This window comes from Coleofasciculus sp. F4-SAH-05 (genome assembly GCF_040222985.1).
Classification (GTDB): domain Bacteria; phylum Cyanobacteriota; class Cyanobacteriia; order Cyanobacteriales; family Coleofasciculaceae; genus Coleofasciculus; species Coleofasciculus chthonoplastes.
The window spans coordinates 1-12221 of record NZ_JAVKBY010000107.1 but is presented as its reverse complement, the minus strand read 5'-3'; the positions used below and the strand labels follow the sequence as shown (position 1 = coordinate 12221).

General features: G+C 45.5%; 11 protein-coding genes and 3 pseudogenes. 5 read left to right on the top strand and 9 right to left on the bottom strand.

Annotated elements, in window-relative coordinates; all coding sequences use genetic code 11:
• Nucleotides 1–377 precede the first annotated feature (377 nt).
• A complete protein-coding gene (locus tag RIG27_RS13665; protein ID WP_446345932.1) occupies nt 378–911 on the top strand; it encodes a DUF29 family protein in 534 nt (177 codons plus the stop codon).
• On the opposite strand, the gene RIG27_RS13660 is transcribed toward RIG27_RS13665, so the two are convergent.
• From RIG27_RS13660 to RIG27_RS13635, 6 genes and pseudogenes are all read right to left on the bottom strand, one after another.
• Complete coding sequence (locus tag RIG27_RS13660) at nt 877–1131, bottom strand: hypothetical protein (RefSeq protein ID WP_446340257.1); 255 nt, start codon at nt 1129–1131, stop codon at nt 877–879. The two genes, RIG27_RS13665 and RIG27_RS13660, sit on opposite strands and share 35 nt — an antisense overlap.
• 497 nt (nt 1132–1628) lie before the next feature.
• A pseudogene (locus RIG27_RS13655) lies at nt 1629–2441 on the bottom strand (serine/threonine protein kinase); the annotation flags it as partial.
• A gap of 162 nt (nt 2442–2603) precedes the next feature.
• The gene (locus RIG27_RS13650) at nt 2604–2789 is read right to left on the bottom strand and encodes a DUF3368 domain-containing protein (protein WP_446345930.1); all 186 of its coding nucleotides are present in this window, start codon (nt 2787–2789) and stop codon (nt 2604–2606) included.
• A gap of 138 nt (nt 2790–2927) precedes the next feature.
• A complete protein-coding gene (locus RIG27_RS13645) occupies nt 2928–3107 on the bottom strand; it encodes a hypothetical protein (protein ID WP_446345928.1) in 180 nt (59 codons plus the stop codon).
• Nucleotides 3108–3109: 2 nt separating this feature from the next.
• A complete protein-coding gene (locus RIG27_RS13640) occupies nt 3110–3595 on the bottom strand; it encodes a type II toxin-antitoxin system VapC family toxin (RefSeq protein WP_446345926.1) in 486 nt (161 codons plus the stop codon).
• Nucleotides 3596–3727: 132 nt separating this feature from the next.
• Nucleotides 3728–4723, bottom strand: a complete 996-nt coding sequence (locus tag RIG27_RS13635) for a DnaJ C-terminal domain-containing protein (protein ID WP_446345924.1) — start codon at nt 4721–4723, stop codon at nt 3728–3730.
• Nucleotides 4724–4733: 10 nt separating this feature from the next.
• Here RIG27_RS13635 and RIG27_RS13630 point away from each other — a divergent pair, with 10 nt between their 5' ends.
• Complete coding sequence (locus RIG27_RS13630; protein ID WP_446345922.1) at nt 4734–4880, top strand: hypothetical protein; 147 nt, start codon at nt 4734–4736, stop codon at nt 4878–4880.
• A gap of 59 nt (nt 4881–4939) precedes the next feature.
• Here the strand turns inward: RIG27_RS13630 and dnaK are convergent, their stop codons facing one another.
• Nucleotides 4940–7006, bottom strand: a complete 2067-nt coding sequence (gene dnaK, locus RIG27_RS13625; RefSeq protein WP_446345920.1) for a molecular chaperone DnaK — start codon at nt 7004–7006, stop codon at nt 4940–4942.
• Nucleotides 7007–7348: 342 nt separating this feature from the next.
• Between dnaK and RIG27_RS13620 the strand changes: the two genes are divergently transcribed.
• Together RIG27_RS13620 and RIG27_RS13615 are read left to right on the top strand one after the other, a co-directional pair.
• A complete protein-coding gene (locus RIG27_RS13620; RefSeq protein ID WP_446345918.1) occupies nt 7349–7909 on the top strand; it encodes a Uma2 family endonuclease in 561 nt (186 codons plus the stop codon).
• 328 nt (nt 7910–8237) lie between these two features.
• The gene (locus tag RIG27_RS13615; protein WP_446345916.1) at nt 8238–8861 is read left to right on the top strand and encodes a Uma2 family endonuclease; all 624 of its coding nucleotides are present in this window, start codon (nt 8238–8240) and stop codon (nt 8859–8861) included.
• Between the two features lie 280 nt (nt 8862–9141).
• Here the strand turns inward: RIG27_RS13615 and RIG27_RS13610 are convergent.
• Both RIG27_RS13610 and RIG27_RS13605 read right to left on the bottom strand, forming a co-directional pair.
• Nucleotides 9142–9279: pseudogene (locus RIG27_RS13610) on the bottom strand (Uma2 family endonuclease); the annotation flags it as partial.
• Nucleotides 9280–9566: 287 nt separating this feature from the next.
• Complete coding sequence (locus RIG27_RS13605) at nt 9567–11171, bottom strand: dolichyl-phosphate-mannose--protein mannosyltransferase (protein ID WP_446345914.1); 1605 nt, start codon at nt 11169–11171, stop codon at nt 9567–9569.
• Between the two features lie 43 nt (nt 11172–11214).
• On the opposite strand from RIG27_RS13605, the pseudogene RIG27_RS13600 reads away from it, so the two are divergent.
• Nucleotides 11215–12084: pseudogene (locus tag RIG27_RS13600) on the top strand (NCS2 family permease); the annotation flags it as partial.
• Between the last annotated feature and the right edge of the window lie 137 nt (nt 12085–12221).

Here is a 12221-nt window from a genome sequence, read left to right as displayed (position 1 = left end):
AATGTTTATTCCGTAACATGGAATTAGATCTTCATGAGTTTTGATGGTTTTTTGGTCTTCTTCCTTGTCCACTTTCCCTCCAGGTCTTCCAAGTCTTACCTCCATTATACCGTCAATGTAAAAAACCTACCCTTGTGAGGGTCGGGAGAGGGGCTTCTGGTGAGGGGTTGAGCTTAAGTTGACACCAATAGATACTATCGTGCCCCTACCCAATCAATTATCCCTGCCTTGGGTTGAAACTGTTGCTGCCCGATTGGATAAGAGTTTTAGTCCATTTTAATGGACTTGAGCTATTAGCCCGGAGTTTGAACTCCGGGCAGGTGTAGGGACTGAATGCTATATTCAGCGTATCAGCGCCTATCTTTTAAGGTGGGATTATGACTCAAGAACTAATCGACCTCAGAACTAGCATCGTAGAAGGACGATATACAGATGCTTTGGCGATTGTAGATGAGCTAGAGGGGATGAGTAAACAAGCAATCCTCCGTAACATTGAATCGTTTCTCGTCAGGTTGTTGCTTCACTTGATTAAAAACCAAATTGAGCAGCGTTTAACCAATTCCTGGGTCGCTTCAATTTCCGATTCTATTCGACAAATTAAAAAATTAAATCTCAAAGCGAATAAAACATCTTACTACATCAAACAAGATGAATGGGAGCCTTTTTTAGAAGAGGCAATTGAGGCGGCAATTCGTCCGGCGAGTGTGGAAGTTATGGAGGGTGCTTATAATTCCTTTCAACTCTCAGAATTGGTGGATAGAACACAGATAATTATCACGGCTCAGAGGTTGCTAGATTTAAATTATGAACATTCGGCAAAAATGTTACCAGCAATTATTGATGATAATTTAGTATCGAACCTCAACAGCCAAATTTTCAGACATCAATTCCATCCCATAATTCAGAGATAGGGAACGTTTGCCCTGCGTTCACATGACGAAGGGAATCCTTCAAATCTGCTAGAATTTGCTCATTAGGTTCTGCTTCATCAATTTGTCCAAGCTCATTGGCAAAAGCTTGCAAGGATTTCAGAAGCTCTTCCCAAACATTCAGAGGAACTAATACGCCCGTTGTTTCACCATGAGCATTGGTGACATATTGCACCAGCTCACGAACCTCCGCAATCGTCATTTCACTATCCTCACCGCTACACATAAATGATAGCAATCTGGTTCTCCTGTGCGGTACAACTAAAAAACTCCCATACCTGGAGACAGACCCCTCCCTGACCCTCCCCTTACCAAGGGGAGGGAATAACGGAACATAACTTGAAAGCCTGTTCTTTGAGTTCTTGTAACGACATGGGAATGACTCCAGCTTTCTACAGATGCCAGTCATTATATAGCGATTTCCAGTCTGATGCGGTACTTCGGTAAGGGCGCAAGCCTAGATTCCCTACATTCAGGTGTACGGGTTTTGTTGATCAATTATCGACTCTTAAGGGGGGTCTTACGTAGTTAGTGTGCTAAATTGTTAGTTTAATTTGCCAGAATATTGGACAGCAATAGCTTTAACTATTTTTACCCGGATTTAAATTTGTTTTGAAGTAGTTAAAAGCTACAGTCTTTATTTGGCAAGCTTTCTGGTTCATAAAAGCTGATATTTTAGCACACTAAGTCCGGAATACCCGATTTAGTCTGAAGTAATGCCAACCACTCCTGTATTGATGTAGGTCGATCCTCTGGTTTTACCTCCATCCCCTTGAGAATCGCCTGATTTACCCGATCGCTGATAGTTGAATTAATCTCCTTTGGCTTCAAAAACGACATATTAATAGCCCTGAGTGGAGCAATCGTTGGCGCTTCTCCAGTTAGCAGCGAATACAGTGTCGCGGCTAAAGCATAAACATCAGTGTAAGCCCCCCGTTTTGACCGCTTGTCGTACTGTTCAATCGGAGCAAAACCATCGGAAACCATTTGAGTATGCGTCTGGGTCAAATTCGGGGTAAAGTCACGGGCAATACCAAAATCAATTAACACTGCCTCCAATTTACCAGAACGCAACATAATATTTTGGGGCTTCACATCTCGGTGCAACAAGCCGTTATTATGAACAACCGTTAGCGCCTCACCCATCTGTTGAATATAACGCAATGCTTCGGCTTCCGTTAAAGCACCTTGATTTTCAATTCGACTGGCTAAATCTTCTCCGTCAATGTATTCCATCACCATGCACCATAGTTCCCCCTCTTGGATGACTTCATCAACCCGTACAATATGGGGATGAGAGCATTTAGCTAACCGTAGCGCCTCATTCAGAAAATCTTGCTGAAATTTGGCAAAATCGGGGCGGCGTTGCACATTGTCATTTAGGGTTTTGATGACAATCATTTGCCCGTTATTATCCCAGGCGCGATAGGTGATACCAAAGCCACCTTCACCTAGTTTTTGCTCAATCGTGTACTTACCGCCCTGCAACCTCTCTCCTGATGCCCAAGCCATAACTCATGAATGTGAGACACTTGCCTTGATTTTGGCACAGCTTCGAGTTGGTAGATAGAGAGTTATTGGAGGTTGGGTAGAACGTAAGTGTTACCTAACGCCATTGCTAGCCTTTTGGGTTACTCTCCGAGAAGGCGAGAGCCTACGTTCCAAGGGTCCAACCTACTTACTCTCCTGTTGTGAATACTGATCGAGAAGAGTTTGAATCAAGCCGGGGGAGGCGCGGAAATTAGTCGCCGTGAGTTTCGCGATCGCCTCAGCGAAGTTGAGTAAACCCAGAGAAGCTGCTTCATCTAAAATACCTAACGTACCGATAATGGGAATGAACGTATCACAGATAACGATCATTAATCAGGTAGTGACATTCTTGGTTCTTAACTGACGCAGGGTTTGGCGATCGCTTTCTAAATCGTCTGGGTTGTAGTGAAGGTAAGCCTGGTGGGTTTTGAGAAATTCATCAACTTACTGTAATCTCTCCATATCTCGTTAGCAACGGGTGATTGTTTGGTTCGACCAGCGTTTGATCGGAAGTTTAACCAGTCTGTCTTTGTGAGCTGCTTGCTTTTTTTGCAAATCATTAAAAATAGCTTTCAAATCATATTGAAATGAGCGAGCATATTCTTCTCGATATTGGTGAATTTCTTCCAGAATTTCATTTTTGTACATACCTAAATCTCCTCCTCATATCCGATCAGCTCATACGGTGTGCAAATGATGGGTAAAACATACCCAAGTTGAGAACTAATTTGTGATAGCTTGCGCTGAATTTTAGCATTTGCCATGTGCTTACAGTTCCATGTTAACAGATAGTCCAATCCATAAACTGTTGCCAATGCTATATGTAGCGCATCATTTGATGCCTTTGATGGAAGATTACTTTGGTTGAGGAATGCTTGGGCAAGCTCTAGAGCCTCTTCTGTCAGTTCAAGAAGCATTAACGATTGTAACAAATTTAACCTTCGAGGGGCGATCTCCTGATCTCCCCTAGCTGCCTCATCCTCAACTACTTCTGAAGCATAAAGAACGAATGAACCCCTAAAATCATTCCACCAGTCTTGTGTAATTTTGATGTTGGCTGCAAGAATCAGGTTATCCGTTGGTCTAGCCGTTAAGTGTCCCAAAATGCTAGTTTCAATATATACGGTTTCGCTCACGGCAATCTATAAAATTGATTGACTCCTTATCCTACCGCGTTTTATCTTTGTTTCGAGGGTGTTGGGTTTTCTTTCGTCAACCCGACCGACAAAGGTGACGCGATCGCTCTCCCTTCATCCTCTACCTTTCCCTCAAATCTGCAAATCCCGCCGAGGATTAAACCGTTCAATTTCTAACAATTTCTGATACAGTTCTCGCGCTTCTGGAATTGGCGTTTTTGGCACCACAATTTGAATTTCAACTAACTGATCACCCCGTTCCCCTTCTCTCGGATACCCCTTATTCGCGAGGCGTAATCGTTGACCGGATTGCACCCCCGCCGGAATATTCATTTTCACTCGCCCATCCAGAGTTGGTACGTCTACAGGCATTCCTAATACGGCTTCGGCTGCTGTCACAGGTAACTGGCAAATAATATCTGACCCTTTCAACTTAAAAAATGGATGGGGCGCAACTGTAATAATTAAAAATAAATCTCCACCAGCGATTCCTTGACCCTTGAGGCGCACTCGCTGATTTGTGACCATATTTCCGGGTAATTCAACTTCTAAGGATCGACCATCTTCGAGGCGGATTCGCTCAATTCCTCCGGTATATGCTTTTTCTAACGGCAATGTTAATCGCGCCTCTACATTTTTCGGCTGGGCGCTGGAATTAGCTCTATAAGCTGTTTTCCGGGTTCCAGGGCGAAACGAATCTGAGGACTCAACTCGCCTCCCTGTCCGTTCCGTTCCCATGCCAGGACGAGGCGGACGGCGTCCTAGAAGTTGTTCAACAAAGCTGTTAAAATCGCCAAACTCACTATAGTCCACTTCTTGGCTAGAAGTACGCCCCCGACCATTATGGGAGAAGGTGGTTCTCACTGGACTGGTTTTCGCCGCCTTACGGGTAAATCCTTTCTTCTTAAAGAAGTTGCCAACCTGATCATACTGCGATCGCCGACTGGGATCAGACAGAACTTCGTTGGCTTCGTTAATATCCTTAAACCGTTCCTCAGCCTGTTTATCCTCTGGATTCACATCCGGGTGATATTTACGGGCGAGTCGCCGAAATGCCTTTTTTATCTCATCATTGGATGCATCGGGGGTAACTCCTAAAATCTCGTAATAATTCCGAAAGTTTTGCATTGTCAGTCATTTGTCATTTGTCATTTGTCATTTGTCATTTGTCATTTGTCATTCGTCATTTGTCATTCGTCATTTGTCCAATGGGTCTCGCCGTCAAAACTTAGTCGGGGCGGGTTTTGCAGTCAAGCTAGGGACAACAATCAATATTAGTCCCTAAACCCGCCCCTACACAATCACGCGCCATGCACTCTTTCCGAAGTGAAGGGTCAACACTATTTAAAACCAATCATCATCCTCTTCATCCCAATCATTTTCTAAGGGGGCGGAACGGACATCGCGACGGGAATAGGTTTTCTCTATATCGCGATCGCGTCGGCGACTGGATCGACCTGTCCCTACACCATAATTGTATGGGTCACGGGATTCACGGGGTTCACGCCGTTTGGGTTCCCAATAGGCGTCCTCTTCGTCTTCTCCAGTGAAGACACGACGAATTGAGCCAAAAAAGTCATCATCCTCATCTTCGGCGTAAGCTAACCGTACCTCCCGTTTGAGTTCATAGATGGTATCTTGTAAATCCGATTGCGCCCGGTCAATCCCCCGGTCATCATTTTGCGCGATCGCGTCTCGTAGTTCCAGCACCAACGCTTCAATCCGCCGCCGATACGCACTGGCAAATTGGGTGCCAAAATCCAGCGTAATTTCTTTGAGTTGACGTTCCGCATCCGTCGCCATGGTTTCGGCGCGATTGCGCTTCTCTACCCGTTCCCGCCGTTGACGATCCAGTTGGGCATTTTCCTCGGCGTCGCGAATCATCTGTTGCACTTGCGACTCATTTAGGGTCGATGCGCCTTGGATTGTCACACTTTGCTCCCGCCCCGTAGTTTTATCCAAGGCGGTTACCTGTAAAATCCCATTGGCGTCAATATCAAACGCCACTTGCACTTGGGGAACACCGCGAGGCGCAGGCGGAATCCCGGTCAGCTTAAATCGTCCCAGGGATTTGTTATCATTTGCCATTTCCCGTTCCCCTTGCAGGACATGAATTTCTACGAGGGTTTGATTATTTTCGCTGGTAGAAAAGATATCGGATCGCCGCACCGGGATAGTCGTATTCCGGGGGATCAACTTTTTCATCACCCCACCAATGGTTTCCAATCCCATCGATAACGGCGTCACATCCAGCAACAGCACATCCTTGACCTCATTACTCAGGATACCCGCTTGAATTGCCGCCCCAACCGCTACCACTTCATCAGGATTCACATTTTGATTCGGTTCTTTGTCAATTAAACTCCGCACCAATTGCAGAACTAAGGGAATGCGAGTCGAACCCCCAACCAAAACCACCTCATCAATTTGTACAGGCGTCAATCCCGCATCTTTGAAGGCGCGTTTTAGGGGACGACGCAAACGACTCACTAATTCTCCACACAATCCCTCAAACTGGGGACGAGTCAGTCGGGTTTCCAGATGCTTAGGTCCCTCAGGGGTGGCGGTGATAAAGGGTAAATTAATCTCCGTCACTCCCACCCCGGAAAGCTCAATCTTGGCTTTTTCCGCAGCTTCCATCAATCGCTGGAGGGCTTGGCGATCGCGGCGTAAATCCACCCCTTCAGCTTCCAGGAACTGTTCGGCTAGCCAATCCACAATTTTGCGGTCAAAATCATTTCCCCCCAATTGGGTATCCCCACTGGTGGCTTTCACCTCAAAAACACCATCTCCCACATCTAGAATCGAGACATCAAACGTACCACCGCCCAAATCAAAGACTAAAATCGTCTGACTGTCTTCCCGATCCAACCCATACGCCAAGGATGCGGCTGTGGGTTCATTGAGAATTCGCAACACCTCCAAACCCGCAATCCGCCCCGCATCTCGCGTCGCCTGTCGTTGGGAATCATTAAAATAGGCGGGAACCGTAATCACCGCCCCCGTCACCTCTTCACCCAGATAGCGAGTCGCCTCATCCGCTAACTTCCGCAGTACCATCGCCGAAATCTCTTCCGGAAAAAATTCCTGCTTCAGGCGGGGACAGCGAATTTTAATCGCGTCTTCTGGATCACGGCGAATCGTATAGGGAACGCGCTTAGACTCAGGATTGAGTTCACTATATCGACGCCCCACAAAGCGTTTAATTCCATAAAACGTATTTTGGGGATTGAGAACCCCTTGGCGGCGTGCCATTTGTCCGACTAAGCGTTCCCCCTCCTTACTAAACGCCACCACAGAAGGGGTTGTCCGCATACCTTCTGCATTAGCAATGACAACCGGCTTGCCACCCTCCATGACGGCTACCACAGAGTTTGTTGTCCCTAGGTCAATGCCGACTACCTTGCCCATGCGTACTTTTGTCTCCTCTCGCTGTTAATGCCAAATCGCTATATACAATAACTTTAGAGATTTTAATGGATACTTGACCAGAGGCAGTGCGATCGCTGGTCATTTTACCCATTGTATCGTGAGGAAGACGGGGAGCGGAGGGGTTCCAAGGGCAGGGGGAGCAATGTAGAAACTAGGCATGCCTAGTCTGGGAGCAGGGCAAGATACAAAACCGCAATAAACATTGGGTATCGCTGACGCTCCACCCAACCTACGATAGGTCTATCATAACCAAGGCGCGATCGCGTCGCTTTTCACTAGAATTGAGTAATAAATTGCTGTCTCACCTTGCAGGCACTCCAAATGGTACAAGCACTCTCCCAACCCCTAACATTACCAGAGTTTCTGCAACTGCCAGAAACCAAACCCGCCAGTGAATATATCAATGGAGAAATCATACAAAAGCCTATGCCCAAGGGACGACATAGCCGCTTGCAAGGAAAATTCTGCGCCACTATCAATCAAGTTGCAGAGGAGGCAAAAATCGCCTATGCTTTTCCAGAATTAAGATGTAGTTTTGGTGTACGATCCATCGTTCCAGATGTTGCAGTTTTTCAGTGGGAACGTATCCCTTTCACTGCTGAAGGTAACGTTCCCGATAACTTTGACCTTCCCCCAGATTGGACTATAGAAATTATTTCCCCCGAACAACGACCCAACAAAGTGTTGGGAAATATCCTTTATTGTCTAGAATATGGGAGTCGCTTAGGTTGGTTTGTTGACCCAGACGATCTCAGCATTTTGTGCCTACAACCGCAGCAGCCACCTGTATTATGTCAGGGAGAACAAGCCCTTCCAGTTTTGCCCGATCTAAAATTAACCCTCACCGTCAACCAGGTGTTTGATTGGTTAAAAATGGGGTAATCCGTTTTGATTCATAGACGATGGTGATAGCTTTGTAGCGTTGTAGCATTGTAGGTTGGGTTGAGGCACGAAACCCAACATTCCATCATGCCATAAACTTTGCTATGCCATTGGTGGTGCTCTGTTTAAAGATCTTAAACTAATACCCAAAATGATCCGGCTGTTTATTCCCTTAAGATGAATGCCACTGACTGGTATGTTGGTGGGCAATGCCCACCCTACGGTATATCAAAGGTTTCGGTGATTCCCTAATGCAAATTTTCAGTGCCATTCCCCTTAATATAGATACAAGCCAAATCAAGCTGACCCATGGATGGGATCAATAACAATGGTTGCGATCGCAAAAAAAATCCTGCCCTTCGAGGAATTTCTCAACTGGGATGACGGCTCCGGTAGGTCATTCGAGCTTTTCCAAGGAGTTGCTATGCCCCTCAGTGAACCCACAGCCAAACATGAAGACGTTGTTGATGGGCTTTGTCGTCTCCTGAACAACCACTGCCAAGGCTTGAATCTGCCTTATATTCCCCGTCAGAGCAAACAAGTCCAGTTGAATAACGTCCCCGGTGAAAATGAGTCCAGTCGTAAAGCTGATATTGTCGTATTCACCAAAGAAGAATGGCAAAGAATGCGTCAAACTTCAGCATCTGCGGCAGCATACATACCACCGCCTCTTGTGATTGAAGTTGTCAGCACTAATTGGCGGGACGATTACCGGATTAAATTAAATGAATACGAAACACTAGGAATTCTGGAATACTGGATTGTTGATTATGCCGGATTGGGAGGAATTCAATATATTGGATCTCCTAAACAACCCACTGTAACTATCAATCGTTTAATTGACGATGAATACCAGGCAGTACGATATCAAGGAGACGTGAAAATTATGTCTCCCCTGTTTCCTCGGTTAGAACTAACAACGCTTCAAATTGTGGCTATGACACAAGAGTAATGAGTGCGAGCGATCACCTCGCCACTGGCGCTAGAGCGATATAGTTCGTTACCTGAGTTCGATATCAGCAAATTAGCTATAAACCCCTTTAGACATCTCCAGAAATGAGATCTTGACCTAGACAGCGTAAGGCTTTCAGATTCTTTTTTGGAGATGTCTTTTGAGAAAGACTTACAGAAATTTATACCCCATCCGATAGTTCTCAATTAGCGACAATTATTGCGAATTATCGGCATGGAAAATCTGGTTTACCGTTAATTCCCACTCTGGGAATGTGGGATTCTGAATGCTTCCCTCTCGGTTTTGGCATCTCGACAATCACCCCGCGTCTCAATTCGTAGCGGTTCTCTGAAATCTGTGGATACCAATCCAGGAATTGATCGATTGAGACTGGTGTTTTATCAATCACTGCAATCATGGCGATCGCTTCTCCTTTGGTTCCATGAGAGTCACCTCAATTACAGTGTAACAGAGGGCGACCCGACCAAATTGAGACGACGAACGTTGTTGACTTATACAAGCGGGTCGCCCCTACAAGCGCCGATATTACCAATGATACCAAATCCGGGTTAGCTACCCCCGTTATAATTTAGTCCGCACAGGCGGACTTTGTTTGTGTAGCAGCGATTTCAATCGCCTCCTCAAAAGGGGGTTATGAAGGCGGATTGGGTATGACCAATGACCAATGACCAATGACCAAATAAGCTAAATCCAAGAACGGAACCACATTCGCAGTTGATGACCCCCAGGAGATAGAGGTAATCCTAAATAAATCGGCAACCAAAAGACAAATGCCAACAGAATTAAACTAATCACCGTTATCGCTGCAATTTGCCAAGATTCTTGCCCCCGATGTAGCCAACGGTCAATTAGCCAAGCTAACCCTAACCCGGAAAACACAGAAGCTCCCATATAGTGGTATAAAAATGTACAGCGACTGACCCCAATCCAAGGTAATAACTGAGCCAACCAGTTAAGCCCTAAATAGAGACTAATATAATTCACCGTTGTCGGCGGAAAATATCCATGTATTCCTGACCAAAGACGCTGTAGCAACAGCAATAGTAACAATAAAATTGCTGCTGTTGACAGCCACCAAAGGATAGGATTTCCCATCGCATGGACATCATAGATCACCTGACCATATCCTTTGGGTAACGGTGGGTAAGCCGGGACTTGTTCACGGGTACTCTGGGCAGTTTGGTAAAAGTAAGCCACAGGTCGCAGCATAATCAGCCAAGTGTACCATTTTGAACAGTAGGGATGAACCTCTGGTCCGCTACCGATTTTTTCGTGAAAGGTCAAAATTCTATAGTGGGCTTCCCAAAATCCCGGTTGGGGATTCATGATTAGGTGGGGAATCCAGAGGAAGCTATACGTCAACGCCGGAATTATGGCAAAGTTTACTAAAAATTGAATCCCGTTTAATTGAGTTAAATTAACTAAGGGAGTTTTAAGTGTTGAGTGTTGAGTGTTGACCCTTCGCTTCGTTGTAGTGCATGGTTTGTAGGGGCGGGTTTCACTACTATCGTCTCTTTTTGACCCAGATGCAAATAAACCCGCCCCTACCCAATCACTACTATTGTCTCTTTTTGACCCAGATGCAACTAAACCCGCCCCTACCCAAGGTTTAAATGTTGAACTATCTCCTCTCCAATGAAGCAACCAAGCCATTCCCCACAGGATGTAAACCCCGAATAAAAACCATAAACCATTCCATTTAATGCAAGCAGATGCGCCGAAAAAAGCCCCGGATAATGCCAAAATTATCCAGCGTTTCGACTGAGATTGATTGAGTGCGATTAACAAACATAAATTCCCCAATAATCCCAAAATAACTAAATAGACATTATTCAGTGCGTAGCGAGACTCAACTAAAAATAGACCATCCGCCCCGGCTAACAAGGCGGCGATTAACGCATAGCTGCGACGCCGATTAAGCTGATAGGCAATTCCGGCGACAACTAAGGGGATAAACGAACCCGTGAGCGCATTCAGCCAACGGTAACTCCATGTCGATCGCAATGAACCCGCCAAACCATTCATGGACTGCTGATCCCAGGGAAAATGAGAACCCAGCCACATTCCGATCGCGATAATATATTGACTCAAGGGGGGATGGGCATTGAAAAAGTCTGTTCCGGTTAAGTAATTATTGGCAAATTTGGCATAATATACCTCATCAAATACCAGCGTATTAAATCGACCCAATCCCCAAAATCGGATCAGGGCTGAGGCTAAAAAAATAGCGATTAATCCAAGACGAAACCAATACTTTGATAACTGATATAATTTATGATTCCCAATCATATAATACTAATGGTTAAATCTTAGGGCATCTCAGGCAACACTTATGAGTCATCATGATCCAAATCAGGAGCATTCCCATGCTAATCAGTCTGGACAACCAGCGACACAGCCGGGAGTTTTGGCTAAATTCTTTAAATTTGATCGATACCACACCACAATCCGCATAGAACTATTGGCAGGGTTCACCACCTTTATGACGATGGCTTATATCTTGGTGGTGAATCCGGGAATTTTATCCGATGCTATTTTTTTAGAAGCATCAGGGGATTTGTTTAATGAATTGGTCATCGCCACAGCACTTTCTGCGGCAATTGCTACCCTAGTTATGGGATTGTGGGCGAATTACCCCCTTGCCCTTGCCCCTGGTATGGGACTTAATGCCTTTTTTACCTACTCGGTGGTATTGGGATTAGGTATAGACTGGCGAATTGCCCTTTCTGCTATCTTAATCGAAGGGTTGATTTTTATTGCCCTAAATCTGTCAAATGTACGTTATTTAATCGTCAAAGCCATCCCCGATTGTCTGAAACGGGCAACGGCGGCTGGAATTGGCTTATTTATCGCCTATATTGGCTTAAGTGGGGCTGGAATAATCGTTGCCGATGCGGTGACAAAAACGAAGTTAGGGGATTTGAGTCAACCTTCGACATTAATTGCGATCGCGGGTATCCTAATTACCTCGGCATTTGTCGCCCGTCGCCTCACCGGGGCGCTGTTATGGGGGATTTTGGCAACGGCGGCACTAGCCTGGATTCTCGGCGTGTCTCCGTTACCAGAGGGGATTATTGGTGTTCCTGAGTTACCTGTGGATTTAGTTGGGAGTGCGATCGCGGGATTGGGTAGAATCAATCAGGTGAATAGCTGGGATTTCCTGGCGGTGGTGTTTGTGTTTCTGTTTGTGGATTTATTTGACCGAGAACTAGGGATACAAGCCTCGTCCTTTTAGGACGACTTTTTATTTTCTCTTAGTCTTGTATTGTAATAAATAATGTGTTAATCTATAAAAGTAGTCTAGCACAGGCGAAAGTCGTGAGTATCGCCAATCGATTT

What these genes read in the sequence shown, in the direction of transcription:
- RIG27_RS13665 (WP_446345932.1), top strand. Translation starts at nt 378, where the DNA reads ATGACTCAAGAACTAATCGACCTCAGAACTAGCATCGTAGAAGGACGA.
- RIG27_RS13605 (WP_446345914.1), bottom strand. Translation starts at nt 11,171, where the DNA reads ATGATTGGGAATCATAAATTATATCAGTTATCAAAGTATTGGTTTCGT.
- RIG27_RS13615 (WP_446345916.1), top strand. Translation starts at nt 8,238, where the DNA reads ATGGTTGCGATCGCAAAAAAAATCCTGCCCTTCGAGGAATTTCTCAAC.
- RIG27_RS13650 (WP_446345930.1), bottom strand. Translation starts at nt 2,789, where the DNA reads ATGATCGTTATCTGTGATACGTTCATTCCCATTATCGGTACGTTAGGT.
- dnaK (WP_446345920.1), bottom strand. Translation starts at nt 7,006, where the DNA reads ATGGGCAAGGTAGTCGGCATTGACCTAGGGACAACAAACTCTGTGGTA.
- RIG27_RS13620 (WP_446345918.1), top strand. Translation starts at nt 7,349, where the DNA reads ATGGTACAAGCACTCTCCCAACCCCTAACATTACCAGAGTTTCTGCAA.
- RIG27_RS13645 (WP_446345928.1), bottom strand. Translation starts at nt 3,107, where the DNA reads ATGTACAAAAATGAAATTCTGGAAGAAATTCACCAATATCGAGAAGAA.
- RIG27_RS13635 (WP_446345924.1), bottom strand. Translation starts at nt 4,723, where the DNA reads ATGCAAAACTTTCGGAATTATTACGAGATTTTAGGAGTTACCCCCGAT.
- RIG27_RS13660 (WP_446340257.1), bottom strand. Translation starts at nt 1,131, where the DNA reads ATGACGATTGCGGAGGTTCGTGAGCTGGTGCAATATGTCACCAATGCT.